22 protein-coding genes are annotated in these 26,538 nt (G+C 72.8%); 9 read left to right on the plus strand and 13 right to left on the minus strand.

Annotated features, from left to right (window positions below; all coding sequences use genetic code 11):
- Positions 1-108: 108 nt before the first annotated feature.
- The 5 genes from ACGFK0_RS14185 to ACGFK0_RS14205 form a co-directional block, all read right to left on the minus strand.
- Complete coding sequence (locus ACGFK0_RS14185) at positions 109-855, minus strand: polyprenol monophosphomannose synthase (RefSeq protein ID WP_392904460.1); 747 nt, start codon at positions 853-855, stop codon at positions 109-111.
- Between the two features lie 5 nt (positions 856-860).
- Entirely contained in the window at positions 861-2,516 is a 1,656-nt protein-coding gene (gene lnt / locus ACGFK0_RS14190) for an apolipoprotein N-acyltransferase (RefSeq protein WP_392904463.1), read from the minus strand.
- Positions 2,517-3,016: 500 nt separating this feature from the next.
- Entirely contained in the window at positions 3,017-3,412 is a 396-nt protein-coding gene (locus tag ACGFK0_RS14195) for a hotdog fold domain-containing protein (RefSeq protein WP_392904465.1), read from the minus strand.
- Positions 3,412-4,251, minus strand: a complete 840-nt coding sequence (locus tag ACGFK0_RS14200) for an OAM dimerization domain-containing protein (protein WP_392904467.1) — start codon at positions 4,249-4,251, stop codon at positions 3,412-3,414. Before ACGFK0_RS14200 ends, ACGFK0_RS14195 begins: the two co-directional genes overlap by 1 nt.
- The gene (locus tag ACGFK0_RS14205) at positions 4,248-5,876 is read right to left on the minus strand and encodes a lysine 5,6-aminomutase subunit alpha (protein WP_392904470.1); all 1,629 of its coding nucleotides are present in this window, start codon (positions 5,874-5,876) and stop codon (positions 4,248-4,250) included. The genes ACGFK0_RS14200 and ACGFK0_RS14205 overlap by 4 nt, the downstream gene beginning before the upstream one ends.
- Positions 5,877-6,292: 416 nt before the next feature.
- Between ACGFK0_RS14205 and ACGFK0_RS14210 the strand changes: the two genes are divergently transcribed.
- Both ACGFK0_RS14210 and ACGFK0_RS14215 read left to right on the plus strand, forming a co-directional pair.
- Positions 6,293-6,826 carry a hypothetical protein gene (locus ACGFK0_RS14210; RefSeq protein ID WP_392904472.1) on the plus strand — a complete coding sequence of 178 codons (534 nt, stop codon included), beginning with the start codon at positions 6,293-6,295 and terminating at the stop codon, positions 6,824-6,826.
- Positions 6,827-6,857: 31 nt separating this feature from the next.
- On the plus strand, positions 6,858-8,939 hold the full coding sequence (locus ACGFK0_RS14215; RefSeq protein WP_392904474.1) for a hypothetical protein: 2,082 nt from the start codon (positions 6,858-6,860) through the stop codon (positions 8,937-8,939).
- Between the two features lie 29 nt (positions 8,940-8,968).
- Here ACGFK0_RS14215 and ACGFK0_RS14220 read toward each other — a convergent pair whose 3' ends face one another.
- On the minus strand, positions 8,969-9,763 hold the full coding sequence (locus ACGFK0_RS14220) for an SAM-dependent methyltransferase (RefSeq protein ID WP_392904476.1): 795 nt from the start codon (positions 9,761-9,763) through the stop codon (positions 8,969-8,971).
- 98 nt (positions 9,764-9,861) lie between these two features.
- Between ACGFK0_RS14220 and ACGFK0_RS14225 the strand changes: the two genes are divergently transcribed.
- Complete coding sequence (locus ACGFK0_RS14225) at positions 9,862-11,451, plus strand: SpoIIE family protein phosphatase (protein WP_392904478.1); 1,590 nt, start codon at positions 9,862-9,864, stop codon at positions 11,449-11,451.
- Positions 11,452-11,467: 16 nt separating this feature from the next.
- On the opposite strand, the gene ACGFK0_RS14230 is transcribed toward ACGFK0_RS14225, so the two are convergent.
- Positions 11,468-12,799 carry a DUF2252 domain-containing protein gene (locus ACGFK0_RS14230; protein WP_392905117.1) on the minus strand — a complete coding sequence of 444 codons (1,332 nt, stop codon included), beginning with the start codon at positions 12,797-12,799 and terminating at the stop codon, positions 11,468-11,470.
- A gap of 56 nt (positions 12,800-12,855) precedes the next feature.
- The gene (locus ACGFK0_RS14235; protein ID WP_392904480.1) at positions 12,856-13,929 is read right to left on the minus strand and encodes an L-erythro-3,5-diaminohexanoate dehydrogenase; all 1,074 of its coding nucleotides are present in this window, start codon (positions 13,927-13,929) and stop codon (positions 12,856-12,858) included.
- A gap of 154 nt (positions 13,930-14,083) precedes the next feature.
- Between ACGFK0_RS14235 and ACGFK0_RS14240 the strand changes: the two genes are divergently transcribed.
- The 5 genes from ACGFK0_RS14240 (at position 14,084) to ACGFK0_RS14260 (ending at position 19,860) form a co-directional block, all read left to right on the plus strand.
- Entirely contained in the window at positions 14,084-15,472 is a 1,389-nt protein-coding gene (locus ACGFK0_RS14240) for a KamA family radical SAM protein (RefSeq protein WP_392904483.1), read from the plus strand.
- A 75-nt stretch (positions 15,473-15,547) separates the two neighbouring features.
- Positions 15,548-16,732, plus strand: coding sequence for a cytochrome P450 (locus ACGFK0_RS14245; protein WP_392904485.1), 1,185 nt, complete (start codon positions 15,548-15,550; stop codon positions 16,730-16,732).
- Between the two features lie 61 nt (positions 16,733-16,793).
- Complete coding sequence (locus ACGFK0_RS14250; RefSeq protein WP_392904488.1) at positions 16,794-17,873, plus strand: DUF3616 domain-containing protein; 1,080 nt, start codon at positions 16,794-16,796, stop codon at positions 17,871-17,873.
- A gap of 85 nt (positions 17,874-17,958) precedes the next feature.
- On the plus strand, positions 17,959-19,173 hold the full coding sequence (locus ACGFK0_RS14255; protein WP_392904490.1) for an acyl-CoA dehydrogenase family protein: 1,215 nt from the start codon (positions 17,959-17,961) through the stop codon (positions 19,171-19,173).
- A gap of 147 nt (positions 19,174-19,320) precedes the next feature.
- Positions 19,321-19,860: an FHA domain-containing protein gene (locus tag ACGFK0_RS14260; RefSeq protein ID WP_392904493.1), complete on the plus strand. Its 540-nt coding sequence runs from the start codon at positions 19,321-19,323 to the stop codon at positions 19,858-19,860.
- Between the two features lie 13 nt (positions 19,861-19,873).
- Here the strand turns inward: ACGFK0_RS14260 and ACGFK0_RS14265 are convergent, their stop codons facing one another.
- Positions 19,874-20,314 (minus strand): Lrp/AsnC family transcriptional regulator, encoded by a 441-nt coding sequence (locus ACGFK0_RS14265; RefSeq protein WP_392904496.1) that lies wholly within the window; start codon positions 20,312-20,314, stop codon positions 19,874-19,876.
- A 50-nt stretch (positions 20,315-20,364) separates the two neighbouring features.
- Entirely contained in the window at positions 20,365-21,384 is a 1,020-nt protein-coding gene (locus ACGFK0_RS14270; protein WP_392904499.1) for a LacI family DNA-binding transcriptional regulator, read from the minus strand.
- 151 nt (positions 21,385-21,535) lie between these two features.
- On the opposite strand from ACGFK0_RS14270, the gene ACGFK0_RS14275 reads away from it, so the two are divergent.
- Positions 21,536-22,789, plus strand: a complete 1,254-nt coding sequence (locus ACGFK0_RS14275; protein ID WP_392904501.1) for an ABC transporter ATP-binding protein — start codon at positions 21,536-21,538, stop codon at positions 22,787-22,789.
- A gap of 82 nt (positions 22,790-22,871) precedes the next feature.
- Here ACGFK0_RS14275 and ACGFK0_RS14280 read toward each other — a convergent pair whose 3' ends face one another.
- From ACGFK0_RS14280 to ACGFK0_RS14290, 3 genes are read right to left on the minus strand one after another with little or no spacing between them, the layout of a single operon-like run.
- A complete protein-coding gene (locus ACGFK0_RS14280) occupies positions 22,872-23,810 on the minus strand; it encodes a carbohydrate ABC transporter permease (RefSeq protein WP_392904504.1) in 939 nt (312 codons plus the stop codon).
- Positions 23,807-25,195 carry an ABC transporter permease subunit gene (locus tag ACGFK0_RS14285; protein WP_392904506.1) on the minus strand — a complete coding sequence of 463 codons (1,389 nt, stop codon included), beginning with the start codon at positions 25,193-25,195 and terminating at the stop codon, positions 23,807-23,809. Before ACGFK0_RS14285 ends, ACGFK0_RS14280 begins: the two co-directional genes overlap by 4 nt.
- A 10-nt stretch (positions 25,196-25,205) precedes the next feature.
- Positions 25,206-26,510: an ABC transporter substrate-binding protein gene (locus ACGFK0_RS14290; protein ID WP_392905119.1), complete on the minus strand. Its 1,305-nt coding sequence runs from the start codon at positions 26,508-26,510 to the stop codon at positions 25,206-25,208.
- Positions 26,511-26,538: the final 28 nt, after the last annotated feature.

Genomic DNA, 26,538 nt, shown 5'->3' on the forward strand with positions numbered 1-26,538 from the left:
GGCTCCATCTTCGGGGTCGTCGAAAGCCTCATCCTGTACAACGCTGCGGCGCCCCCGTTCGTTTCCCCGCCGCGCGCGGGGTCCGGCGGGCGGGGTCCGGGACGGGGCTCAGCGGGGCGGACGCAGCTTGCCGGCGCGGTCGCTCACGCCCCACTGGGTGATGCGCAGCGCCGCCTCGGCCATGACGTCCCGGTTCATCTTGCTGGTGCCGTGGACGCGTTCGACGAAGGTGATGGGCACCTCCACGACCCGCAGCCCCTGCCGCAGCGCCCGCAGCGCCAGGTCGATCTGGAAGCAGTAGCCGCGGGAGTCGACGTCGTCCAGCCCGATCTTCTCCAGCGTCGCGGCGCGGAACGCGCGGTAGCCGCCGGTGGCGTCGTGCAGGGGGATGCCGAGCATCAGCCGGGCGTAGGTGTTGGCGCCCCGCGACAGCGCCTCGCGCCGCTTGGGCCAGTTGCGCACCTTGCCGCCCGGTACCCAGCGGGCCCCGATGACCAGGTCGGCGTCCACCAGGGCGGCCAGCAGCCGCGGCAGCTCCTCGGGCTGGTGGGAGCCGTCGGCGTCCATCTCGACCATGACGTCGTAGCCGCGTTCGGCGGCCCACCGGAACCCGGCGATGTAGGCCGGGCCGAGGCCGTCCTTGCCCTCGCGGTGCAGGACGCGGATCTGCTCGTCCTTGTCGGCCATGGCGTCGGCGGCCTCGCCGGTGCCGTCGGGGCTGGCGTCATCGACCACCAGGACGTCCGCGGACGGGACGGCCTCGCGTACCCGCCCGGCGATGCCCTCGATGTTGTCCCGCTCGTTGTAGGTCGGGATGATCACGAGCACCCGGCCCAGGTCGGCTGGGATCTCCATCGGTGTCAGTTCCCCTCGTTCTCGCGCGCCGCCGTCCATGCCGCCGCGAAGATCGCGCCGAGGCCGAGCGCCGCGAGCGTCCACTCGGGCGCGGCGCCCAGCCGGTCCGACAGGGTGGTGGCCGTCCGCGCCGGGACGGTCTCGACCTGGATGTCGGGGACGAACTCGCGGGACTCGTCGATCATCCGCCCGTCCGGGGCGACGATCGCGCTGATCCCGCTGGTCGCGGCAACCAAGATCGTACGGCCATGTTCCACCGCGCGCAGCCGCGACATCGCGATCTGCTGCGGCGGCAGGCTCGTCTTGCCGTAGGTGGCGTTGTTGGTCTGCACGACCAGCAGGTCGCCGCGCGCCACGTCACGGACCTCCTTGTCGTAGGCCACCTCGAAGCAGATGACGTCGCCGATCGTGACCGGGCCGAGCTGCATCACGCCGGAACGGGTGCCCTTGGCGAAGTCGCGGGGGATCCGCTCGAACCGGGTGATCAGCGTGGTGAGGACGTCGCGGAACGGGAGGTACTCCCCGAACGGGACGGGGTGCCGTTTGACGTAGTAGTCGCCGGGCCCGCTCTGCGGATCCCAGACGATGCCGCGGTTCTCGACCTTCTCGCCGTCGGGCGTGTCGGTGAGGGCGCCGACCAGGACGGGGACGCCGACGTCCTTCACCGCGGCGTCGATGGCGGTGTAGGCCTCGGGCTCGGTGTAGGGGTCCAGGTCGCTGGCGTTCTCCGGCCACACCACCAGTTCGGGCTTCGGGACCTTCCCGGCGCGGACCCGCGCGGCCAGCTCGTGGGTGGCCTCGACGTGGTTGTTCAGGACGGCCTTGCGCTGGCCGAGGAAGTCCAGGCCCAGGCGCGGCACGTTGCCCTGGATGACGGCGACGGTCACGGGCCGCCCGGACGTGGGCGTGGGGATCAGCGTCCCGCCCCCGGCGATGGCGGCGATCACGGCGAGGGCGGCGGCGACGGGCACCAGGGGACGCCATCGCGCCGGCGTCCCGGCGGTGCGGGCGCGGTGGGCGGCGACGGCCGCGTAGGCGAGCAGCCCGCCGATCAGGGCGGTCAGGAACGTGACCAGGGGCGCGCCGCCCACCGAGGCGTAGGGTGTCAGCGGCGTGGCGGTCTGGCTGAAGGCGAGCCGCGCCCACGGGAATCCGCCGAAGGGGACGTGGCCGCGGATCAGCTCTTCGCCGATCCACAGCGCGGCCGTCCACACCGGCCAGCCGCGCAGCCGGGTGACCATGGCGATCCCGGCGCCGAGCGGCAGGAAGTACAGGGCCTGGACGAGGGCGAGCACGATCCAGGCGTCCGGGCCGATCTGGCCGATGCCCTCCAGGACGGGGACGAAGAACGCGGCGCCGCCGACGAAGCCGAGCCACGCGCCGGTGCGGGCGGACAGGCCGCGCATCGTGAGGGTGAGCAGCGCGACGCCGGCCGGGGCCGCCGGTGTCAGGTCGAAGGGCGGGAAGGCGAGCCACATGGCCAGCCCGGCGGCCACGGCCAGCAGCGTGCGGGGCCAGCCCGCGCGGCCGCCGCTGCGCAGGCCGTCGCCCAGGCGCGCCGCCCAGCCCGGCCGTATCGCCGCGCCCGGTTCACCACCCGTTCCCGTGCCGGTGACCGTGCTCTCGGCCGGTGACCGTTCCGGGAGGGTCTCCTGGGCCACGTCCCCACCTCGTTCCCTTGTTCCCTCCCGGGAACGCTACCGGGCTCGGGCCGTCACGGCGACCACGGATGGGGGCGCGCACACGGAAGAGGGCCCGTGACACCCGTCGGGCCGGAGTCGTCCCACAGGCGGTGAGAACGAGCGTCCGTTTTCTACCGGATGTCCGGGCCCTTCCCGGGTCCAACCCCCCGCGCGATCGGGCGGCTCCGTCCGGGCACGGCCCCGGATCACCGCGCTGGCTCGGGCGGGCGCGGCGTCGACCACTCGCGTGATCCCCCGTCCCCGTCGTGGCGCGGTGCCCTGCGGCGCCTCGGGCGGCACGATCGGTGAGTCCCGTGCTGGACTGCAGCAAAACTACCGGCTCCAGCCCTCATGTCAACCGCCGCATGTTCTGCGGCGACTCCATGTTCTCCCAGGTCAGCGCCATGATCGTGAGGCGTGCGATTTCCGTGCGGAAGATCGGCGATCACGGGGGCGGCCGGCGGCCCGGCCGCCCGGTCTCACGGGCGGGGCGGGGCGACGACGACGGTTCCGGTGGCGGTCACCGCAACGATCGGGTCCGGCAGGACCTCGGCGGCCGATTCACCCTTGTCCGGGCGGCCCCGGCACACCACCCGGGCCTCGAACTCCATGACGCGGCTGCGGGTTCCGGCGCGCGCGAGCACGGCGGTGGTCTCCAGGACGTCGCCCGCCCGGACCGGGGCGCGGAACTGCACGTCGGAGTAGGACGCGAACAGTCCCTCGTCACCGTCGGTGCGGACGCACAGCTCCGTCGCCGCGTCCCCGAACAGCCCGAGCACGTAGGCGCCGTCGACCAGGTCGCCCGCGTAGTGGGCGTGGGAGTAGGGGATGTAGCGGCGGTGCGTGACCGCCAGTCCCTCGCGCGGGTCGCTCATCACTCGTCCTCCGGGTCGTCGTCGCCCGGCGCGGTCCCGCCGGGAAGCAGGGCGTGCACGAGGTAGGCGGCGACCTCGGCGGGCGTGGTGCCCCTGCCGAAGATCCGGTCGACGCCGAGGTCGGCCTCGGTGACGGTGTCGAACCTGGGGCCGCCGACGACCAGCAGGGGCCGTCCCATGCCGCCGGCGACGGCGGTGGGGTATTCGGAGTGGAACGCGGCGGCCATCTGCTTGGTGTTGTGCAGGTGCGCGTTGCGCTGGGTGACGACCTGCGACACCAGGACCGCGTCGGCGTCCTCGGCCTTGGCGCGCTCGACCAGTTCGGCCACGGTGACCTGGGCGCCCATGTTGACCACGTGGATCTCGCGGTAGTACTCCAGGCCCTTCTCCCCCGCGTACCCCTTGACGTTGAGGATCGCGTCGATGCCGACGGTGTGGGCGTCGGTGCCGATGCAGGCGCCGACGACCACCAGCCGCCGGTTCAGCGCGCCGCGGATCGCCAGGTTCACCTCCTGAGCGGTCAGCAGCGGGTAGGCGCGTTCCTCGGGGACGGGGATGGAGGCGTAGTCGACGAGGTGCCGCACCTTCCCGTACACGATGAAGAAGGTGAAGTCGGGACCCATCGGCTTGGCGTGCACGACGCTGGCCTGGTCCAGGCCCATCTTCCCGGCGAGCTGCAGCGCGGCGGCGTCTGCGCGTTTGCCGGACGGGACCGGGAGCGTGAACGACATCTGCACCATCCCGTCCCCGGTGGTGTCGCCGTAGGGGCGGATGACCTGCCGGGTGTCGGCGGGCTCGGCCGGGGTCTGCGTACCGGTCCCGGGGCTCTCGACCGTCATGCGGGCACCTCCTGCTCGGCTGCGTCGGCGGTGGGGCGGCCGGCGTGCGGGTCTTCGGAGTCGAGGATCTCGATGGCGGGGTTGACGTAGCCGTCGGCGCGGGGGACGACGCCGTCCAGGCCCTTGCCGCCGTCGGGAGGGCGGCGGGTGACGCCGAAGGTGCCCTCGGCGATGGCGGTGAGCAGGCCGTCGTCGCTGACGCGCTCCAGCAGCTCCACCGACTCCGACAGGACCCGCTCGGCGCGCTGGACGAGCATGCCGCCGGGGCGGGGCACGAAGTCCTCGGCGAGGCCGCCGCAGGCGTCGCGGACGTAGCGGACGTTCTCCAGCGCCAGGTCGCGGTCCGACAGCCAGGGGGTGTGGATGCCCTCGGTCATCATCCCGATCAGGATGATCGACTGCCCGGTCATGACGCCGGCGAGGTTGAAGAACGCGTCCAGCAGGTAGCCGGCGAAGATGTTGCCGGTCATGTGCTTGGTCGGCGGCATGTACTTCAGCGGCGCGCCGGGGAACAGCTCCCGGACGAGCTGGGCGTGCGCGAGCTCCAGCCGGAACGACTCGGGGATCGCCGGGTTGATCTCGAAGGCGTGGCCGAGGCCGAGCTGGGCGTCGGTGAGGCCCGCCTCGTGCCCGAACCTCTCGTTCAGCAGCTGGCTGACGATCACGGTGTGCGCGGCGTCGACCGCGTCGGCGGTGGTGAGGTAGTTGTCCTCGCCGGTGTTGATCATGATGCCGGCGCGGGCGTGGATCTGCCGGGAGAAGCGCTGGTCGATGAACGTCCGGCGGGGGTTGATGTCGCGGAAGATGATCCCGTACATGCAGTCGTTCAGCATCATGTCCAGGCGCTCCAGCCCGGCGAGCGTCGCGATCTCCGGCATGCACAGCCCGGACGCGTAGTTCGTCAGCCGCACGTACCGGCCGAGCTCGCGGGACACCTCGTCCAGTGCGGACCGCATCAGCCGGAAGTTCTCCCGCGTCGCGTAGGTGCCGGCGTACCCCTCGCGGGTGGCGCCCTCGGGGACGAAGTCCAGCAGCGACTGGCCGGTGGAGCGGATCACCGCGACGACGTCGGCGCCCTCCCGCGCGGCGGCCTGCGCCTGGGGGATGTCCTCGTAGATGTCGCCGGTCGCCACGATCAGGTAGACCAGCGGCTTCGGCGCGTCTCCCGCGTCGGGCGGGGGCAGTTCGGCCAGCAGCCGGTCCCGTTCGGCGCGGCGGCGGTCGATGCGGCCGATCCCGCCGCGGGCCGCCTCCCCGGCGGCCTTGCGGGCGTGGGCGGCGTCGGTTCCCGACGGCAGCCGGAACGACACGCGGCCCCGGGCGGCGGCCTGCGCGAGGTCGCCGAGGGAGCCGTGCGGGCCGTTCAGCAGTGCGTCCCAGACCGGCAGCGCCACGCCGTGCTCCAGGCCGACCTGGTCGCGGACGGCGTCGGCGAGGTGGTTGGCCCAGGGGCGTCCGCCGTCGTCGGCGCCGGTGAGGCCGGCCAGCCGAAGCAGGGCGCGCTCAACGGAGACGGTGGTGTGGGAGCGTGCCATGTCGATGATGGGCTCTGCGGCCCGGGCGGCCAGCCGCCGGGCGGTGCGCACCACCTCCGGGTCGAGGCCCAGTTTTCCCTGCGGCGCCATTGCCGTCTCCCCTCACGCAGCCGCCCCTCTCAGGCCGGTTCCATCAATCGTCCTTCGTACCAGGTCATCTACAGGAGATCTTCCGGCATTCATACCGTATTTCACAAGAACTGGCAGTACATCCCCTCGGGCCGCCTCCGGTGTACAGGCCCATCTTCCCTGGCCGGGCCGGTCACCTCACCTCCAGGTGATGCCCAGGCCGAACCCGCCGGTAGCGACGATCCGTGAAACTACACTCACCACCGGTGATGACCGGGCCGCCGCACGGCCGCCCGGGCCGGAGGCACGGCACGTCCAGCGGGGGCTCGCGAGGACGCCGGTCTCGCCCGCGGTCCCGAACGGAGGCTCATGGAGAACGGACGGCTCAGCGCCCGCGGCCGGGGCGGACCGCGGCGCATCGCGGGAGGTGGCTGAGCGTGCGCCGCCGCCTCGTCCTGCCCGCCGCCCTCGCCGGCGTGTTCGCCTTCCCGCCCTGCGCGCTCGCCGACCCCGCGCCGGCGCCCCGGGTCAGCGTGTGCATCGAAGTGCGGATCGGGGCGGACGCCGGGCCCGCCGCCGGCGCCTGCGAGCGCGCGGCCACGGCGCCGCCCGCGGCGGCGCCACCACCGCCCGAAAGCCCGCCGAGGCCGCCGTCCCAGGAACGGCCCACCGATCCGCCGCCGCCCGGGACACCGGCCCCGGACGCCCCGCCCGCCGAGCCGCGCCCGGCGCCCGCCGCGGCGGCGGGCGGGGCGTCCGGCCCCGCTCCCCCGCCGCCGCCCCGGACGCGGCCGGCCCCGCCGGAGCAGGCGGCGCCGGGGCGGACCACGCCGGGTGAGGCGCCCGCGGCTCCGCGGGCGGTGCGGGCGCACCGGCCGGCCGAGCGCCGCGACCCGCTGAGCACCTCACTGGTCCTGGTGATCATCGCGGTCGTCGTCAGCGCGGGCACCGCCATCGCCTTCGCCCGCTGACGATCATCCCGGAGTCCCCCACAATCGGGGCATGACGACATCGCGGCTCAACGAGGCCGAAGAACGGCTGTGGGAGGCCTTCCCCCGCGGCGAATGGGTCGACCTGCGCACGGGCGATCCCGGCCGGGACGATGTCGCCACCGCTCCGCAGTGGGACGACGACCGCACGGTCCGCGCCGAGGTGATCGCCGCGCTGCTGCTCGGCGCGGTCCCGCCGGACCCGGGCAGGCGCCCCGGGGTCCGGTTGCGCGGCGCCCGGGTCCGGGGACGCCTCGACCTCATGGGCGCCGAGATCCCCTGCGCGCTGGTGTGCGAGTACTGCCACTTCGACGAGCCGGTCCGGCTGGTCGAGGCGACCGTCCGGACGGTGCGGCTGGTGCGCTCGTCCCTGCACAGCCTCAACGCGGCGCGGATGGGCATGGACGGCATCCTCAACCTGCATCTCAGCACCGTCCGGGCCGGGATCAGGCTCGACCGCGCCAGGATCAACGGGGAGGTCTCGCTGCGCGGCGCCCGGATCGGCCCGGACGCGGACGGCGTCGCCACCGCCGCCGACGGCCTGGTCGTGGACGGCGATGTCGAGGCAAACGAGGGGTTCCGCGCCGACGGGCCCTTCCTGCTGCGCGGCGGCCGCGTGGAAGGACGGCTCAACCTGAACAACGCCACGATCATGGGCGCGGCCCACTCCTCGAAGGGCCTGTCGCTCAGCCGCACCATGATCGGCGGCGGCCTGCACGCCACCGCGCTGACCGTCCACGGCGAGACCGCGCTGCGCAGCACACGGGTCCACGCCGAGGTCCTGCTCGACGCGGCGGCCCTGCGCAACCCCGGCGGCGTGGCCCTGGGCGCGGGCGGCCTCACGGTCGAGGGCCCGTTCTTCGCGCGGCGCGGATTCCGGGCCGAGGGCGAGATGCGCATGCCCGGCGCGCAGATCCGCACGTTCCTCACCATCGACGGCGCCTCCCTGTCCGCGCCGGACGGCGTCGCGCTGTGGGCCGACCAGGTCACCGTCAACGACATCGACGCCACGGACCTGACCGTGGCGGGCGGACGGGTCAGCCTCGTCGGCGCGCGGGTCGGCAACGACCTCACGCTGACCGGGGCGACCCTCGACGCCGGCCGCGGCGCCCGGCGCGACGGCGAGAGGATCGCGCTGGTCGCCGACAACATCACCGTCGGCGGCACCTTCGACTGCGAGCGGCTGCGGGCCCGCGGCGAGGTCCGCGCCGTCGTCGGCCGCATCGCCGGACGCCTCAGGCTGACCGACGCCCGCCTCGAGAAACCCGGCGGCCGCACCTGCCTGCGGCTGTCCCGGGCCGAGATCGCCGCCGACCTGTTCTGCACGGGCCTGCACGCCACCGGAAAGGTCAGGCTGTCGGGCACCAGGGTCGGCGCCCAGGTCGACCTGACCGGTGCCCGCCTCGCCGGCCCCGGCGGCATCGCCCTGGACGCCCCCACCCTGCAGGCGGGCGAACTCATTCTGCGGCCGTCCGAACCCGTCCAAGGCGAGGTCGTCCTGTCACACGCCCGCGTCGGAGTCCTCCGCGACGACCCGCGGACATGGGCGCAGTCGGTTTCACTGGACGGCTTCACCTACGAGAGCCTGGAACCGCGCCTGCCCGCCCGCGAGCGGCTGCGCTGGCTGGCCCTCGCCCCGGACGGCCACCAGCCCCAGCCCTACGAGCGGCTGGCCGCCCACTACACCGCCCTGGGGCAGCCGGCCGAGGCACGCCGCGTCCTGCTGGCCAAGGAACGCCTCGCCCACCGCGCCGGCACCCCCGCCGGCCGGGTCTGGGGCCTGCTGCAGGAGGCCACGGTCGCCTACGGCTACCAGCCCTGGCGCGCGGTGCTGTGGCTGGCCCTGCTGGTGACGGCGGGCGGCCTGGTGTACGGCGCGCACCCGCCGCAGCCCCTCAAGGCGGACGAGGCCCCGCACTTCAACCCCGTCGTCTACACCCTCGACCTGCTGCTCCCCCTGGTCGACCTGGGACAGCAGCGCGCCTTCGACCCGGCGGGCGGCCACCAGTGGTTCTCCTACGCGCTGGTGGCCGCGGGCTGGATCCTGGTGACGGTGATCGCCGCCGCCGTGGCCCGCGTCCTGTCCCGCCGCTGACGCGCCTCCCCCGGCGTCGGCCGGAGGCGCTACCTGCGGCCGACGCCGCCGAACATCAGGAACCGCTCGGGCTTGTCGTCGACCTCGCCGTCCGGACGCCACACCGGCACGTACACCAGGCCGGGGTCGAGCAGGTCCCAGCCGTCGAAGAACCGCAGGATCTCGGCGTGCGAGCGGGCCACGGCCGGTGAGGTCGCGCGGTCGTACAGCTTGCCGATCGCCGCGGTCTTGCCCGGCTCCGCCTCGTGGGTGAGGTGGGAGATCACCAGGTGGCTGCCGGGGGCGGCGGCGTCGCGCAGCGCCGCGACGATCGACTCCGGCTCCTCCTCGGGCTTGACCAGGTGCAGCGCCGCGACGAGCAGGAACGCCACCGGCCGGGAGAGGTCGATCAGGCCGGTCACGCCGTCGCCGGCGAGGATGTCCCCGGGACGGCGCATGTCGGCCTGGATCACCGTGGCGCGGTCGTTGCCCGCCAGGATGGTGCGGCTGTGCGCCACGGCGACGTCGTCGTTGTCGACGTACACCACGCGCGCGTCGGGGTTCACGTCCTGCGCGACCTCGTGCACGTTCCCCTGGGTCGGGATGCCGGACCCGATGTCGACGAACTGGTCGACCCCCGATTCGGCGGCCACGCGGACCGCGCGGCGCAGGAACGCCCGGTTCGCCCGCGCCAGCTCCCGCGCCTGCGGTTCGACCCGCAGCAGCCCCGTCGCCAGATCACGATCGGACGCGAAATTGTGGTCTCCGCCGAGCAGGAAGTCGTAGACCCGTGCAACGCTTGGTCTCCGGCTGTCGACTTCGGGTGGTATCCACTCGGAGTCCATGAATCGTCTCCCTTTGACCGAGGGGTGCCGTGCGGGGCGGAATCAGCCTAACGCGGGCACCGTCCGGCGGCCCCGATGAACGCGACAGTGAAGGATCGATGTCCGAACAACCCGCGACCCCGGTGACCGTCCTGCTGACCCCGGAAGGCCGTGTCGCCGGATGGGGGGAGGGCGCCGCCCGCCTGTTCGGCCGCACCGCGGGAGAGGCGGTCGGCGCGGCGCTCACCGACCTGCTCGGCCGGCCGGCGGCCGCCGAGCCGCTGACGGCCGCGCTCAAGGCCGCCGCGGAGGGCCGGCGCTGGACCGGGGTGCTGCCGCTGTCGGACGCGGGCATGTCGGCCTCCTGCGACCCGATGGACGGCGCGGACGGGGTCGCCGCCGTCGCGCTGACCGTGGCGCCGCCGTGGGCCGGCGGGCTGGAGCTGCTGAGCGAGGCGGGCCGCCGCATCGGCTCCACCCTGGACCTGCACCGCACCGCCCGCGAGGTCGTCGCCGTCGCCGTCCCCCGGTTCGCCGACGCCGGCGCCGTCTACGTCCTGGAGCGGCTCCTCGCCGACGACGACCGGCCCGCCGCGGAGGCCGGCGGATCCGCGGTCGTGCGGCGCCTGGCGGTGTCCTTCGCCGGCGACGATCCCGGCGGCTGGTCCCGCGAGTTCCCCGTCAACGAGGTCATCGTCTACCCGCCGTCGACCCCCTACGCCCGCTGCCTGGCGACCGGCCGCATGGTCGAGTTCGGCGGCGACGCGATCCAGGAGACCCTCGCCCACCGCACCGGCCGCCTCATCGACGGCCTCCTCGACCACGTCTCGCTGCTGGCGGTGCCGCTGGTCGCGCGGGGGCGCACGCTCGGGTTCGCGGTGTTCAGCCGCAAACGCGGCAGGCTGCCGTTCGCCTCCGCCGACGCCGCGCTGGCCGCCGAACTCGCCGCACGCGCCGCGACGTGCATCGACAACGCCCGCCAGTACCGGCGCGAGCACAGCACCGCGACGGCGCTGAAGGCCGGGCTGCTGCCCGCCGCCGTCGCCGTCCCGCCCGGCCTGGAGATCGCGCACCGCTACCTGCCGGCCCGCAGCGGCGTCGGCGGCGACTGGTACGACGTGGTACCGCTGACCGGCGACCGGATCGCCGTCGTGATCGGCGACTCGGTCGGCCACGGCGTCACCGCGGCAGCGGCGATGGGGCAGCTGCGGGTAGCCGCGCACACCCTGGCGGGCTGCGAGTTCCCGCCCGGGGAGGTGCTGGAGCGGCTCGACCAGATCGCCCAGGGCCTGGACGCCGCGCAGTTCGCCACATGCCTGTGCCTGGTCTGCGACCCGGCGACGCTGCGCTGCGAGGTGGCGTGCGCCGGCCATCCGCCGCCGCTGCTGGCGCTGCCCGACGGGACGGCGCGGCACTTCACCGTCCCGGACGGGCTGCCGCTCGGGGTGTCGGACGAGACGCACCCACCCGTGTACGGGCAGGCGCCCGCGGCGATCCCGCCGGGCGCCACCCTCGCCCTCTACACCGACGGCCTGGTCGAGAGCCGGATGCGCAACGTGGACGAGGGCATCGCCCGGCTGGCGTCCGCCCTGGTCGCCTCGCAGTCCGCGGACCTGGAGGAGACCGCCGACGGCGTCCTGGCCCTGCTGTCCGACCAGCAGGGCCACGACGACGTAGCCCTCCTCCTGATCCGCCCCGCCCCGCGATGAACCGGGCGGCCCGCGCCTACAGGCCCGGGATCTGGTGGTTGCGGAAGGCGTCCACGAAGTACGTGTGGTCGTCGCGGACGATCTCGGCGTACTGGGTGGCGAACGCGACCATGGCCTCGACGAACGGGGACTCGTCGGCGCCGATCACCGCGTTGATGGCGTCCTCGACCTGGAAGTCGACCAGGGAGTGGTCGGAGTCGGAGTCGGACACGCAGTGGACCTTGGCGGTGGCGCGGCCCAGGTCGTCCAGGACCGACAGCATCTCCTCCGGCTCGGTGAGGCCGCTCCAGTCCAGGTCCTCCTCGTAGGGGGACAGTTCCTGGACGACGTAGCCGACGCCGTCGATCTGGGTGTGGCCCAGCCACGGGTCGCTGTTGGCCTGCAGCGCGCGGCGCGAAACCGCGGTGCGGTGCCCGTGGTGCTGGAAGTACTCGCGGATGCGGGCGTCGTCGACGACGCGGCTGGGGGCGGCGACGTTGCCCTGCTTCATCGACAGGACGACGTCGTTCTCCAGGGCCTGGGTGTTGCCCTCCACCAGGATGTTGTAGGCCGACAGGCCCGCCGAGCCGATGCCGAACCCCGACGCGCCGACGATGTCCTTGACCTGGTAGGTCAAGCTGCCGAAGCGCTTCTCGGTCGGGATGGTCGCCAGGTACTCCAGGTAGGCGGCCTCGACCTTGGCGCGCTCCGCGTCGTCCAGGCGGCGGACGCCGGACCGGTCGCGGAACCGCCGCTCGGGCCCATCGACCTCGGTCATGCCCTCCAGCAGGCCGATCCGGGTACCGCCCATCGCGGCGACCAGCACGTCCCGGATGTACCCGCCGGTGGTGTCGAGCGTCAGCGCGAACTTCTCGTCGCCCTGGTGCGCGGCGAACTTGCGGACCTGGTCGACGTAGGCGTGCACGTAGGTCTCGATGAGCCGGCGGATGTCGGCGTCGGAGATCGCCTTCTGCCACGCCAGCAGCGCCAAGCTCGCGACGAGCCGCTTGACGTCCCAGGTGAAGTGGCCGACGTAGGCCTCGTCGTAGTCGTTGACGTCGAAGACGAACACGCCGTCGTCGTTCATGTAGGTGCCGAAGTTCTGCGCGTGCAGGTCGCCCTGGATCCACACGCGGCCGGTGCGCTCGTCGGCCCACGGGTCGTCGTCGCCGGCGACGTCGGCGTAGAACAGGCAGGCGCTGCCGCGGTAGAACGCGAACGGGTCGGAGGCCATCTTGCGGAAGCGGCGGCGGAACTCGGCGGGGCTGCGCTCCATCAGGTCCGAGAACGCGTCGACCAGGACGTCGACGATCTGCGCCTGACGCTCCTTGGGGTCCCGCCCGCGCAGGTCCTCGGTGATGCTCGCCATGCTCGGCTCTCCCTCGATGATCGGGTGGTCCCCGCCGCTGCCGGGGCTTTTCCCGGTCATTGTGCCGAATCGTGCCCCGTCCTGGCGGTGAACAACGCGCGAACCGCCGGTTCGGACCGCACCAGGTCCAGCGCGGCCTCGGCGTGCCCGGGGACGTAGCCGTTCCCGATGAGCATCGTGACGTCGGCGGCGAGGCCCTCGGCGCCGAGCGCGGCGGCCGGGAACGACGTCGCCATCGAGAAGAACACGACGGTCCCGCCGGGCGCGGTCGCCAGGATCGCGCCGTGCTCGCAGCCCGGCACGTCCACGCAGACGACGGTGACGTCGGCGGGCCCGCCGTGGGCGCCCTCGATCGCCGCGGCGACGGCGACGGGGTCGCGGGCGTCGGCGCGGACGACGGCGTCGGCGAGGCCGGTGGCGGCCAGCCGCTTCTCCTCCTTTGCGGTGGGCACCAGCCCGATCACGCGGGACGCGCCGGCGCGGCGGGCCGCGGCCAGCGACAGCGACCCGCTCTTCCCGGCGGCGCCGAGCACCGCCACGGCGGGGGCGTCCTCGCGGGAGGCGACGCGGGAGGCGACGACGCGGTGGGTGAGGGCCGGGGCGCCGCACACGTCCATGACGGCGAGGGCCAGCGGGACGGGCAGGTCCCCCGGCAGCACCGCGGCGATCGACCGGGCGAACAGGATGGCGTGCCCCTGCGCGGGGACCTGCTCCGACAGCCCGTCCCAGCCGGCCAGCCCGTCGGTGATCGCCAGCGGGGTGAGCGTCAGCGACACGAGCGTCGCGACGCGGTCGCCCGGTTCCAGCCCGAGCGGCGACTCCGGGCCGGCCTCCTCGACGACGCCGACGAGCATGCCGCCCGACCCGGTCACGGGGTTGTGCATCTTGCCCCGTGCGCCGACGATCCGCAGCACCTCGGCGCGGATCGCGTCCGGGTCGCCGCCGTGCGCGGTGTGCAGCTGCCGGTAGGACGCCGCGTCCAGATTGAGCCGCTCGACCCCGATGCGGACCTCGTCCGGCCGGATCCGCGGGTCGGCGTCCAGCCGCCGCGCGGCCTGCGGCAGTACGCCCGCGGGCTCCAGCACCCGGTGCAGTCCCACCGCCGTGCCGGTGCCGCCGCCGTCGCTCATCGCCGTCCCTTCCTCTCCCTGAAACCCGATGGTCTGACGCAAGATATAGCGGGTACCACTGGTTCTAGCGAAATTCTTCCCGTAATGTCGGCTCTATACAAGAGTTTTATGCGATCAATGAGGCCAGAGCGATGAGGCGAGGAGGCGGTCGACGATGACCACTGCCCTGCACCCGGACCAGGACGCGGCCGTCCTCTCCGAAGCGACCGCACACCAGCCGTACGCCTACCGGCGGCGCCCCCTGGAGGAACCCGACTGGCGGCGGCTGCCCGGCTGGCGCGACGTCACGCGGGACGAGTGGGAATCGGCGCAGTGGCAGCGCGCCCACTGCGTGAAGAACCTGCGGCAGCTCCGCCGGGTCATGGGCGGCCTGCTGGACGAGTCGTTCTACGCCGACCTGGAACGCGACCAGGCCGAGCGCGCGACGATGTCGATGCTGCTGCCGCCCCAGATGCTCAACACGATGGACTCCTCCTCCACCGAGGCGTTCCACGCCGACCCGGTGCGGCGGTACATGCTCCCCGTCTTCAGCGACCGGCGCACCGACTGGCCGTCCCACCCCCACGCCACCCGCGACTCGCTGCACGAGGCCGAGATGTGGGCGGTCGAGGGCCTCACCCACCGCTACCCCACCAAGGTCCTCGCCGAACTGCTGCCGACGTGCCCGCAGTACTGCGGGCACTGCACCCGCATGGACCTGGTCGGCAACTCCACCCCGAACGTCGACAAGCACAAGTTCACGATCAAGCCGCCGGACCGGCTCGGCGCCATGCTCGACTACCTGCGCCGCACCCCCGGCGTCCGTGACGTCGTCGTCTCCGGGGGCGACGTCGCCAACATGCCGTGGGCGCGGCTGGAGTCGTTCGTCGACGCGCTGCTCGACATCGACAACATCCGCGACATCCGCCTGGCCAGCAAGGCGCTCATGGGACTGCCGCAGCACTGGCTGCAGGACGACGTCCGCGCCGGCATGGAACGGCTCGCCGCCAAGGCGCACGAGCGGGGCGCGCAGATCGCGATCCACACCCACGTCAACGCCGCCCAGTCGGTCACGCCGCTGGTGGCGAAGGCGGCCCGCGCGATGCTCGACACCGGCATCCGCGACGTCCGCAACCAGGGCGTGCTGCTGCGCGGGGTCAACGACTCCCCCGCCGCGCTGCTCGACCTGTCGTTCGCGCTGCTCGACGAGGCCGGGATCATGCCGTACTACCTCTACATGTGCGACATGATCCCCTACAGCGAGCACTGGCGGCTGGCGGTTTGGGAGGCACAGGAACTGCAGCACGCCATCATGGGCTACCTGCCCGGCTTCGCCACCCCGCGGATCGTGTGCGACGTCCCCTACGTGGGCAAGCGCTGGGTGCACCAGCTCGCCGCCTACGACCGCGAGCGCGGCGTCTCCTACTGGACGAAGAACTACCGCACCGCGCTGGAGACGTCCGACCCGGACGCGCTGACCAGGCGGTACGAGTACCACGACCCGATCTACACGCTGCCGGAGCGCGGCCGTGAGTGGTGGCGGGAGCAGTCGGAGGCCGCGTGAGTCCCGCGGGTCTCGTGACCCGGCCCGGCGCCTTTACGTTGTAGATCAGGAATGGGGCCGATTATCCTCGTGCGGGTGACATCCGACCCGACCGCCCGGTTCCCCGCCGGCGCGGCCGTCACCGCGGCCGACCTGGAGGACGACCCGCACCCGCATCTCGCGCGGCTGCGGGCGCGCGAGCCCGTCTCCTGGATCCCGGCGCTGGACGGCTGGCTGGTGACCTCCCGCGCCCTGGCGCTGCGGGTGATGCGCGACGCCGGCGCGTTCACCGTCGACGACCCGCGCTTCTCCACCGCACAGGTCGTCGGGCCGAGCATGCTGTCGCTGGACGGGCCCGCCCACAGCCGGCACCGCGACGCGTTCGCGCGTCCCTTCCGGCCCGCCCCGACCCGCGAGCGGTTCACCGCGTTCGTGGAGGCCGAGGCCGGCCGGCTCGTCGCCGCCCTCGCGCCCGCGGGCCGGGCCGAGCTGCGCGGTGAGCTGGCCGGGCCGCTGGCCGTCGCCGTCGTCACCGAGGCGCTCGGCCTGGACGGGGTGGACGCCGCGGCCGTCCGGTCCTGGTACGGCGCGTTCGTCGAGGCCGTGTCCGCGATCACCGCGGGCGGCGCCGCCCCGGCGCGCTCGGACGAGGCGTACCGGCTGCTCGGCGCGGCCGTCGAGGAGGCGATCACCGCGTCGCGTCCCGGGTCGCTGCTCGCCGAGGCGGCCCGGGACGAGGCGGGTCTGGCCACCGCCGAGGTCGTCGCGAACGCGGCGATCCTGATGTTCGGCGGCATCGACACCACCGAAGGCATGATCGCCAACGCCGTCCTGCACCTGCTCGGGCATCCCGATCAGCTCCGGCTCGTCCTGGGCGACCGGGGCCTGCTGCCCGCCGCGATCGAGGAGTCGCTGCGGCTGGAGCCGTCGGCGTCGGTCGTGGACCGCTACGCCACCCGCGACACCGGACTCGGCGGCACGGCCGTGCGGGCGGGCGACCTCGTCCGCGTGTCGATCGCCGGGGCCAACCGCGACCCGGCCGTGTTCGACGAACCGGACCGCTTCGACGTGCGGCGGCACAACGCCGCCGAGCACCTGGCGTTCGCGCACGGCCCGCACTTCTGCTTCGGCGCCCACCTGGCCCGCCTGGAGGCCCGCACGGCCCTCGCCGAACTGCTGGACCGGCTTCCGGGGCTGCGGCTCGACCCGTCCCGCCCCGCGCGGCCGCGCGGGCTCGTGTTCCGCAAGCCGCCACGCCTGGACGTCCGCTGGGACATCTGACGGCCGGTTCCGGACCGTTCCAAATGCGCCTCTGACCTCGCCTTTATGGGAGCATCTCCGAATGGACGTCGAACGCCGGGTCACACTGCGCTTCGCTGAAGAGAGCCGCGAAGCCGAGACGCACACCAACCTGTCCGCCGTACGCCAGGACGGCCGCTGCCTCTGGGTCGCGGGCGACGAGACGGCGACCATCGAGCGGCTGACCGCCGTCGTCGGCGAGGACGGGCGGGTCACCGGCTACGACGGGCATGTCACCGTGAACCTCGCCGACCTCGTCTCGCTGCCGGCCGGCCCCGACGAGGAGGCCGACATCGAGGGCCTGGCCCGCGGCAACGGCTGGCTGTGGGCGATCGGGTCGCACAGCCTCAAGCGCAAGAAGGTCAAGCCGGGGCAGAGCGGCGCCAAGTCCCGCAAGCGGTTGGCCACCGTCGTGCGCGAGGACAACCGGTTCATCCTGGCCCGCCTCCCCCTGGTCACCGGCGAGGACGGGCTGCCCGAGGTCGTCCGCGAGGACGGGGGCCGCACCGCGGCCGTGCTCGGCCTGCGCAAGGACTCCATCACCGACCTTCTGGAGGACGACCCGCACCTGGCGCCGTTCCTGTCGATCCCGAGCAAGGACAACGGCATCGACATCGAGGGCGTCGCCGCCCACGGGGACCGCCTCTACATCGGCCTGCGGGGGCCGGTGCTGCGCGGGTGGGCCGTCCTCATCGAGATCCGCCCCGGCACCGACCCGAAGGACCCGCAGCGGCTGCGGCTGCTCCCCGTCGGCGACGACGACGCCCTGTACCACACCCACTTCATGGACCTCGGCGGCCTCGGCATCCGGGACCTGTGCCCCCACGGCGACGACCTGCTCGTCCTCACCGGGCCGAGCATGGACCTGGACGGGCCCGTGCGGGTCATGCGGTGGCGCGGCGCGGCCAAGGCCGACGCGCCCGAGATCGTCACGTCGGACGACCTCGAACTGCTGGGCGAACTCCCCTACGGCGACGGCGACGACCACGCCGAGGGCATCGCCGTCCTGGACGAGCCGGACGCCCCGGGGCTCGGCATCCTGGTCGTCTACGACAGCCCGTCCCCCGCCCGGCTGACCGAGGACGGCGGCGTCGTCGCCGACGTGGTGCGCCTCGGCGGCTGACGCCCGCCGCCCCCCACCCGAATAAGCGCTCGCTTGCGCATTCTGCTTGGATGGGTCCGGTATCCGGCAGGAAGGCAAGACGAGCATGATCGAGTGGTCCGACGAAGACCTGATGATCCGGGACGCGGTGCGCGGCTGGATCGACGCCGAGGTCCGGCCGAACCTGGACGCGCTGGAGTCGGGCGACCTACCGCCGTACGACCTGCTCCGCGGGCTCTACAAGACGTTCGGCATGGACGAGATGGCCCGCGCGTCCTTCCGCGCCCGCCAGGACAGGGAGCGGGGGGACGCGGCGGGCGGCGCGGACGGGGACGGTGACCGGCCCGGCGGCGGCAACGCGGCGATGTCCATGCTGCCGGTCATCGAGCTGTGCAAGGTCGCGCCCGGCCTGGTGTCGGCGATGGGCGTCAGCTTCGGCCTCGCCGCCGGGACGATCATGAAGCGCGGGACCCCCGAGCAGCGCGAGCGCTGGGCCCTGGACCTGCTGACCCTGGAGAAGGTCGGCGCCTGGGCCATCACCGAGACCGGCTCCGGCTCCGACGCGTTCGGCGGCATGCAGGCCACCGCGAAGAAGGTCGGCGACGAGTACGTCCTCAACGGCAGCAAGACCTTCATCACCAACGGCCCCTACGCCGACACGATCGTCTTCTACTGCAAACTCGACGACGGGCGGGACGCCCGCGACCGCGACATCCTCACCTTCGTCCTCGACCGGGGCATGGAGGGCCTGGACCAGAGCAGGCCGCTGCGCAAGATGGGGCTGCACTCCTCCCCCACCGGCGAGCTGTTCCTCAACGACGTCCGCGCGGGCGCCGACCGGCTCCTGACGTCCGGCTCCGGCAGCGGCAAGGAGTCCGCCAAGCAGAACTTCGTCACCGAGCGCGCCGGCGTCACGGCGATGGCGCTCGGCGTCATCGAGGAGTGCCTGAAGCTGTCGGTCGAGTACGCCAAGACCCGCGAGCTGTGGGGGCAGCGGATCGGCGACTTCCAGCTCATCCAGCTGAAGCTGGCGAAGATGGAGGTCGCGCGGCTCAACGTCCAGAACCTGGTGTTCCGGCACATCGAGATGCAGCGCGCCGGCCGCACCCCCACCCTCGCCGAGGCCTCCGCGATGAAGCTGTACTCCGCGCAGGCCGCCAGCGAGGTCGCGCAGGAGGCCGTGCAGCTGTTCGGCGGCAACGGCTACATGAGCGAGTACCGCGTGGAGCAGCTCGCCCGCGACGCCAAGTCGTTCCAGATCTACGCCGGCACCGACGAGATCCAGATCACCCACATCGCCCGCGACCTCCTGTCGTCCTGACCGAACCGCCGTCCTGATCGAAGTGTCCGCGAACTTTCGCGGACGGCCCGCCGTCGAAAAGGTGGGGGGCGGGTGAGGGCGATCACCCGTCCCCTGCCGAAGTCCTTTTCTGGACAAGCCGACGATGGGGACTGGATACTCACAGCTATGGACGGTCAGCCCTCATTCCCGGTGAGAGCGTCCGACACGGAACGGGATCGGGTTCTGCGGGTCCTCGGCGACCGCGTGGCCGAGGGCCGGATGTCGAACGAGACGTTCGAACGCCGCGTCGACCAGGTGCTCCAGGCCCGCAACCGGGCCGAGCTGGCCGACATCGTTCACGACCTGCCGCCGCCCGGCCGGGTCGTCCGCCGCCTGACCGGCATCATCTCCTCGGTGTCGCAGGTGACGGCGCGGGTCGAGGCGGCCTGGCGGGCGCCGCGGCTGCCGCGGTTCATGCTGCCGCCCGGCGACCTCAAACGCATCGTGGTCGGCCGCGCACCCGGCTGCCAGTTCATCCTCACCGACCTGACCGTCTCCCGCTTCCACGCCGAGATCTACCGGGCCGACGAGGGCTGGATGATCTCCGACCTGGGGTCGATGAACGGCACCCGGGTCAACGGGTGGCGCCTCACCGGCCCGGCCCGGGTCCGGCCCGGCGACGAGGTCGGCTTCGGCAACTCCAGCTTCATCGCGACCGCGCCCTGAGCAGGCCGCCCGGTCAGAGCGGCGGGCGGCGCGACTCCCAGGGGGTGCTGAGCACGACCGTCGTCCGCGTCGCGACGTTCGCGGCGGCGCGGATCTTCTGCAGCAGGTCCTCCAGCTCGTTCGGCGACCCGACCCGCACCTTGAGGATGTAGCTCTCCTCCCCCGCCACCGAGTGGCACGCCTCGATCGCCTGCAGATGGGCGAGCCGGTCGGGCGCGTCGTCGGGCGCGGCCGGATCGATCGGCTTGATCGAGACGAACGCGGTCAGCGGCAGCCCGATCTGGCGGCTGTCCAGCTGCGCCGCGAACCCCGTGATGACTCCGCGCTTCTGCAGCCGCCGGACGCGCTGGTGCACGGCCGACACCGACAGGCCGGTCTCCTTCGCCAGGTCGGTGAAACTCATCCGCCCGTCGCCGGCCAGCAGCGCCATGATCTGACGATCGATCTCCTCCACGCGGGAAATCTAGCGTGCCCGGGCCGGTTTCCGGGACCCTTTCCGCGGTGCTATCGGCGCGCGGTGCGCAGCGGGCCGCAGCTGCCGCGGACGACGAGCTCGGTCGGCAGCAGGAGCGGCCCTCCCCTGCCCCGCCGGGCGGGCTCGCGCAGCAGCATCTCGCAGGCCCGGTAGCCGATGTCGCGGCCGGGGCGGGCGACGGCGGTCAGCGGCGGGTCGCACAGCTCCGCCCACGCGACGTCGTCGACCATCGCGATCGACACGTCGGCGGGGACCCGCAGGTCCAGCTCGCGGGCGACCAGGACGGCGGCCTCGCCGAGCAGGTGCCCGGCGGCGAGGACGGCGGTGACGTCGTCGCGGCGCTGCAGCAGGCCGGCGGCGGCCGCGTAGGCGGCGTCGCTGGCCGGGCGGGCGGCGACGACCAGGTCCTCCTCCACGGGCACGCCGAGCTGGGCGAGGGTGGCGCGGAACGCGTCCTCCCGCACGCGCGACGGGCTGCCGGGGGCGGCGCCGAGGAAGCCGATGCGGCGGTGCCCGAGCCCGGTGAGGTACTCGGTGACCGACCGCACGCCGCCGGCGTCGTCGGCGAGGACGGCGGGGATCTCCGGCAGCCCCGGCAGGGCGCGGCCCGCGAAGACGACGCTGGAGCACACGCGGGCGGCGCCGCGCCAGTCGGCCTCGGTGCCGGCGGGCAGCGCGATGACGCCGTCGACGCGCTGCCCGACGAGCCGTTCGACGATCTCGGCCTCGCGGGCCGGGTCGCCGTCCGCGGCGTCCACGACGACGTGCTCGCCGAGCGTGCGGGCGCAGGCGAGCACGCCGGCGGTCAGCTCGGCGCAGAACGGGTCGGTGACGTCCGGGACGATCAGGCCGATGCCGCCGCTGCGGCGCAGCTTGAGGCCGCGGCCGAGGGCGCTCGGGCGGTAGTCGAGGTCGCGGGCCGCTGCCAGGACGCGTTCGCGGGTGGCGGCGCTGACCGAGCCGGTGCCGGAGAACACCCGCGACACGGTGGCGATGCCGACGCCCGCCGACGCCGCCACATCCTTGATCGTCGCCGGCCGCCGCGTCATCCGGTCACGCCCCCTCCGCCTCCCGGGTTTTCGATCACCTTCTCACGGACTCCTCTCCCCTGGAAACGATTCCATGATGTTTACTCCGATAAGTGCAACATAACCCCTGTTTGCCGGGGGATAATGGAAACGTTTCCATGAAGGGGATTCGATGGCCAAGATCGTTCTGGACCGGGTCGACAAGGTGTACTCCGGCGGCGTCAAAGCCGTGGACGCCCTTGACCTCGAGATCCGCGACGGCGAGTTCATGGTGCTGGTCGGCCCGTCCGGCTGCGGCAAGTCCACCGCGCTGCGGATGATCGCGGGCCTGGAGGAGATCAGCGGCGGGAAGATCTCCATCGGCGAGCAGGTCGTCAACGACCTCGCGCCCAAGGACCGCGACATCGCGATGGTCTTCCAGAACTACGCCCTGTACCCGCACATGACCGTCGAGCAGAACCTGGCGTTCGGCCTCAAGCTGCGCGGCACCCCGAAGGCGGAGATCAAGCAGAAGGTCCGCGACGCCGCGAAGATGCTCGGGCTGGAGCAGTACCTGGCGCGCAAGCCCGCCGCCCTGTCGGGCGGCCAGCGGCAGCGCGTCGCGATGGGCCGCGCGATCGTCCGCCAACCGCAGGCGTTCCTGATGGACGAGCCGCTGTCCAACCTGGACGCCAAGCTCCGCGTGTCCATGCGCGCCTCGCTCAGCCAGCTGCACGAGCGGCTCGGCGTCACCACCGTGTACGTCACCCACGACCAGGTCGAGGCCATGACGCTCGGCTCGCGCGTCTGCGTGCTGCGCGACGGCAGGCTGCAGCAGGTCGACACCCCGCAGCGGCTCTTCGACAACCCCGTCAACCTGTTCGTGGCGGGCTTCATCGGCTCCCCCGCGATGAACTTCGTCACCGCCGACCTGGCCACCGGCGACGGCGGCGCCCAGGTCTCCTTCGCCGGGTACACGCTGCCGGTCCCGGCCTCGGTGCTCAACGACCGGCCCGGCCTGCAGAACTACCTCGGCCGCCAGGTCATACTCGGCATCCGCCCCTCGGACTTCGAGGACGCCGCGCACGCCAAGCCCGAGTGGGCGCCGATGGCGGTCCGCAGCAGCGTCACCGAGGAGCTGGGCAGCGAGATCAACGTCATCTTCACCATCGACGCCCCGCCGGTCGAGCACAAGGACACCGCCGACCTGGCCTCCGACGCCGCCGAGGGCGAGGAGGACATGACGATCCCGCTGATCGACGACAAGGCGCTGTGGACCGCCCGGGTCAACTCCCGCTCGCACGTCCGCCCGGGACAGCACGTCGACCTCGCCGTCGACACCCGCCGGCTGCACTTCTTCGACCCGTCCAGCGGCCTGGCCGTCGGGCACCCGGACGCCCTGCGGCACGGCGCGCAGGACCCGGCGTCCCTGCGCAAGTCCGGCTGATCGTCCCCCGCCGGACGACGGTGCCCACGGCCTGCGCAGGCCGTGGGCACCGTCCTTTTCCGTACCGTCCTGAAGAGCGTCCTCACTTCACCGAGCCGGCGAGCACGCCCTGCACGAAGTAGCGCTGGAAGGCGAAGAACACCGCCAGCGGGACGATCAGGGACAGGAACGCGCCGGGCGCCAGGATGTCGATGTTGCCGGTGAACTGCCGCATCTGCGACTGCAGCCACTTGGTCATCGGCTGCGCCTCGGTGTCGGCGAACACCAGCGCGACCAGCAGGTCGTTCCACACCCACAGGAACTGGAAGATGCCGAGCGAGGCGATCGCCGGGCCGCCCAGCGGGAAGATCACCCGCCGGAAGATCGTCCACTCCGAGCCGCCGTCCATCCGCGCCGCCTCCAGCAGATCCCGGGGGATCGCCGCGAAGAAGTTGCGCAGCAGGAAGATCGCGAACGGAAGCCCGAACGCGACGTGGAACAGCACCACGCCCGTGACGGACCCGAACATCTGGAACCCGCCGAACTCGATCTTCCCGTACAGCTTGGCGACCGGGATCAGCGCCACCTGGACGGGCACCACCAGCAGCGCCACCACCACCAGGAACAGCCAGTCCCGCCCGGGGAACTCCATCCACGCGAACGCGTAGGCCGCCAGCGAGGCGATCGCCACCACCAGCAGCGTCGCCGGGACGGTGATCAGCACGGTGTTCCAGAACGAGTCGACGAAGTCGGCCTTGTCCAGCAGCGACTGGTACGACCCGACGGTCAGCTGCGCCGGCTCGGTGAACACGTTCCACCAGCCGCCTGCGGCGTTGTCCTCGTTGGAGCGCAGTGACGCCACCAGCAGCCCGAGCGTCGGGACCAGCCAGAACAGCGCGATCAGGACCAGCACGACCTGCGCCGCGCCGCCGCCGACACGGCCGACGATGCGGGCGGCCAGGCCCCGCCGCGGCGCCCCCGACGCGCCGTTGTCGCCGCCGGCCCCGGACGGCACCTTGGCGGCCTTCTCCGCGGTGCTCATTTGCGCTCCTGCCGAATTCGCCGGACGTTGAACAGCATGGCGGGCGCCACCAGCACGAACAGCAGCACGGCGATGGCGCTGCCGGCGCCCTGGTCGTTGCCGCCGCCGAACGACTCGATCCACATCTCCAGTGCCAGCACGCTGGCGTTCGGATCGCCGCCGCCGATGATGTACACCAGGTCGAACACCTTCAGCACGTTGATGGTCAGCGTCACCACCACCACCATCAGGACGGGCGCCAGCAGCGGGATCGTCACCCGCCGGAACACCTGCCATTCGGTGGCGCCGTCCACGCGGGCCGCCTCCAGCGCGTCACGCGGGATGGCGGCCAGCCCGGCGGCGATCAGCACCATCGCGAACCCGGCCCACACCCACAGGTACGAGCCGATGATCGCGGGCGTGATCAGGGTGCCGCCGAGCCATTCCGCGCCCCGGTAGGCGGCGGTGAAGTTGTCGGCGGGCAGCCGGATCGTGTACGTCCCGTCCGGCACCTTCGTCATCGTGAACGTGCCGTCGGCGCCGGTGGTGGCGGTGGCGACCACCGTGCCGTCCCGCACCGCCTCGACCTTGACGCCGGGCAGCCCGCTCTCGCCCGCGTTGGGGGTGTTGGGCTGCCCGCCGCCGCCCTTGGTGAAGTCGAACCACACCGTCCCGCTCAGCTGCCCCGCCTTGGCGGGCGGCGGCTGAGCGGCCGGCTCGGCGTCCTTCGGCAGGTACTCCGGCTTGACCTTCACCAGCGGGACGAGCGCGCTCTGCCCCGCGGAGTAGGAGTTCACCGTGACGACGCCGCCGGCCTCCGCGCGGACCGGCTGGTCGCCGCCGCGCGGGCCGGCGCCCGGGTAGCTCGTGTCCTTCGCGAACGTGTCGTGGACGGCGACCATCGCCGCGTTCGCGATGCCCTTGTCGGGGTCCTGCTGGTACACCAGCCGGAAGATCACGCCGGAGGCGAGGAACGAGATCGCCATCGGCATGAACACCACGAGCTTGAACATCGTCGACCACCGGATCCGCTCGGTGAGGACGGCGAACAGCAGGCCGATGATGGTGACCAGCGTCGGCGCCACCACGACCCAGATGGCGGTGTTGCGGACCGCGATGACGTTGTCGCGCCCCTGGAAGACCCCGGTGTAGTTGTCCGCGCCGACGAACGTGTCGCCCGAGGCGTCGAACACACTGCGGATCACCGAATAGACGATCGGGTAGACCACGAGGAACCCGAGCAGCACCAGCGCCGGCAGCAGGAACATCAGCGCCAGCCACGACGGCGGGGTCAGCCGCTCGCGTCCCCGGCGCTCTCGGGGCGGGGCGGGGGCGGGTTCGGCGACGGCGGCGGCGCCGCCGGCCGTCACGGCCGGCGGCACCCCCTCATCTTTCGGAGCCTTCATCCAGGGTTCCCTACTTGTACGCCTCGGCGGCCTCGGCCTCCAGCTTCTCCTGGGTGCCCTTGACGTCCGTCGGGTTCTGCACGAACTTGCGCAGCGCCTCCCACTCGCCGTCGCCGGGGGTCGCGCCGAACGCGGCGGGCGCGAGGTCGGACATGTCGTAGCGGGCGGCCTCGCCGGACTTCTGCAGCTGAGCGATCAGCTCCTTGGCGATCGGGTCGGAGTAGGCGTCCGGCGGGACGTTCTTGTTCGGCGTCAGGTAGCCGCCGAGCCCGGCCCAGACCTTGCCGGCCTCCGGTGAGGCGAGGAACTTCATCAGCTCCTGCGCGCCCTTGCCGTCCTTCAGCGCGACGGCGGTGTCGCCGCCGAGGATCGCCGGGGCGGTGTCGCCGGCCTTGGGGAAGGCGAACACCTTGGCGTCGGTGCCGACCTTGGAGTCGGTGGTGGCGATGTTGGCGGCGGCGAAGTCGCCGCCGTAGACCATGGCGGCCTTGTCCTGGCCGAACACCTGCGTGACCGACTCGTCGAACTTGGTCTTGGTCGCGGTCGCGACACCGCCGTTGAGGAAGTCGGGCTTGCCCCAGATCTCGGCGAGCGTCTCCAGCGCCTTGCCGACCGTCGGGTCGGTCCACTTGATCTCGTGCTTGGCCAGCTTGTCGTAGTTCTCCGGCCCGGCCTGCGAGAGGTAGACGTTCTCGAACCAGTCGGTCAGCGTCCAGGAGTCCTGCGGCCCGGCGGCCAGCGTGAACGGCGTGGTGCCCGAGTTCTGCAGGGTGGTCGAGCTCTTCACCAGCTCGTCCCACGTCGCCGGCGGCTGCACGCCCGCGTCGGAGAACGTCTGCGGCCGGTACCACAGGATCGACTTGTAGGCGGCCTTGATCATCACGCCGTAGGCCTTGCCGTCGGCGGAGCCGAGCTCCTTCCAGTACGGCGCGAAGTTCTTGTCGATCTCCGCCACCACGTCCGCTCCGAGGGGCTTGAGCGACCCCTTCTCGGCGTACTGGCGCATCAGGCCCGGCTGCGGCAGGATCGCCACGTCCGGCGGGTTCCCGGCCGAGATGCGCGGGCCGAGGAACGCGTCGGTGTTCTCACCGGTGGAGGCGTAGTTGACCTTCGCCCCGGTCTTCTTCTCGAACGCCTGCAGCACCTTGCGGAAGTTCTCTTCCTCGGGGCCGGTCCATTTGGCCGCGACCTCGATCGTGGTGCCCTTGAGCGCCCCGTCGCCGGCGGGCGTCGACCCGTCGTCGCCGCCGTCGTCGCCACCGCACGCGGCGGCCGATGACAGGAGCATTCCCGCCGCGACGGCGGCTCCCATCATCCGCTTCCCGTATCCGGCGGAGCCGGGC

Source organism: Spirillospora sp. NPDC048823 (assembly GCF_043198445.1).
Taxonomy (GTDB): Bacteria; Actinomycetota; Actinomycetes; order Streptosporangiales; family Streptosporangiaceae; genus Spirillospora.

Coding starts and splice junctions, on each gene's coding strand:
- ACGFK0_RS14230 (WP_392905117.1), bottom strand. CDS start 12,799: ATGGCGAGCATCACCGAGGACCTGCGCGGGCGGGACCCCAAGGAGCGT.
- ACGFK0_RS14255 (WP_392904490.1), top strand. CDS start 17,959: ATGATCGAGTGGTCCGACGAAGACCTGATGATCCGGGACGCGGTGCGC.
- ACGFK0_RS14270 (WP_392904499.1), bottom strand. CDS start 21,384: ATGACGCGGCGGCCGGCGACGATCAAGGATGTGGCGGCGTCGGCGGGC.
- ACGFK0_RS14275 (WP_392904501.1), top strand. CDS start 21,536: ATGGCCAAGATCGTTCTGGACCGGGTCGACAAGGTGTACTCCGGCGGC.
- ACGFK0_RS14195 (WP_392904465.1), bottom strand. CDS start 3,412: ATGAGCGACCCGCGCGAGGGACTGGCGGTCACGCACCGCCGCTACATC.
- ACGFK0_RS14225 (WP_392904478.1), top strand. CDS start 9,862: ATGTCCGAACAACCCGCGACCCCGGTGACCGTCCTGCTGACCCCGGAA.
- ACGFK0_RS14215 (WP_392904474.1), top strand. CDS start 6,858: ATGACGACATCGCGGCTCAACGAGGCCGAAGAACGGCTGTGGGAGGCC.
- ACGFK0_RS14205 (WP_392904470.1), bottom strand. CDS start 5,876: ATGGCGCCGCAGGGAAAACTGGGCCTCGACCCGGAGGTGGTGCGCACC.
- ACGFK0_RS14185 (WP_392904460.1), bottom strand. CDS start 855: ATGGAGATCCCAGCCGACCTGGGCCGGGTGCTCGTGATCATCCCGACC.
- ACGFK0_RS14260 (WP_392904493.1), top strand. CDS start 19,321: ATGGACGGTCAGCCCTCATTCCCGGTGAGAGCGTCCGACACGGAACGG.
- ACGFK0_RS14200 (WP_392904467.1), bottom strand. CDS start 4,251: ATGACGGTCGAGAGCCCCGGGACCGGTACGCAGACCCCGGCCGAGCCC.
- ACGFK0_RS14280 (WP_392904504.1), bottom strand. CDS start 23,810: ATGAGCACCGCGGAGAAGGCCGCCAAGGTGCCGTCCGGGGCCGGCGGC.
- ACGFK0_RS14220 (WP_392904476.1), bottom strand. CDS start 9,763: ATGGACTCCGAGTGGATACCACCCGAAGTCGACAGCCGGAGACCAAGC.
- ACGFK0_RS14285 (WP_392904506.1), bottom strand. CDS start 25,195: ATGAAGGCTCCGAAAGATGAGGGGGTGCCGCCGGCCGTGACGGCCGGC.
- ACGFK0_RS14235 (WP_392904480.1), bottom strand. CDS start 13,929: ATGAGCGACGGCGGCGGCACCGGCACGGCGGTGGGACTGCACCGGGTG.
- ACGFK0_RS14240 (WP_392904483.1), top strand. CDS start 14,084: ATGACCACTGCCCTGCACCCGGACCAGGACGCGGCCGTCCTCTCCGAA.
- ACGFK0_RS14250 (WP_392904488.1), top strand. CDS start 16,794: ATGGACGTCGAACGCCGGGTCACACTGCGCTTCGCTGAAGAGAGCCGC.
- ACGFK0_RS14290 (WP_392905119.1), bottom strand. CDS start 26,510: ATGATGGGAGCCGCCGTCGCGGCGGGAATGCTCCTGTCATCGGCCGCC.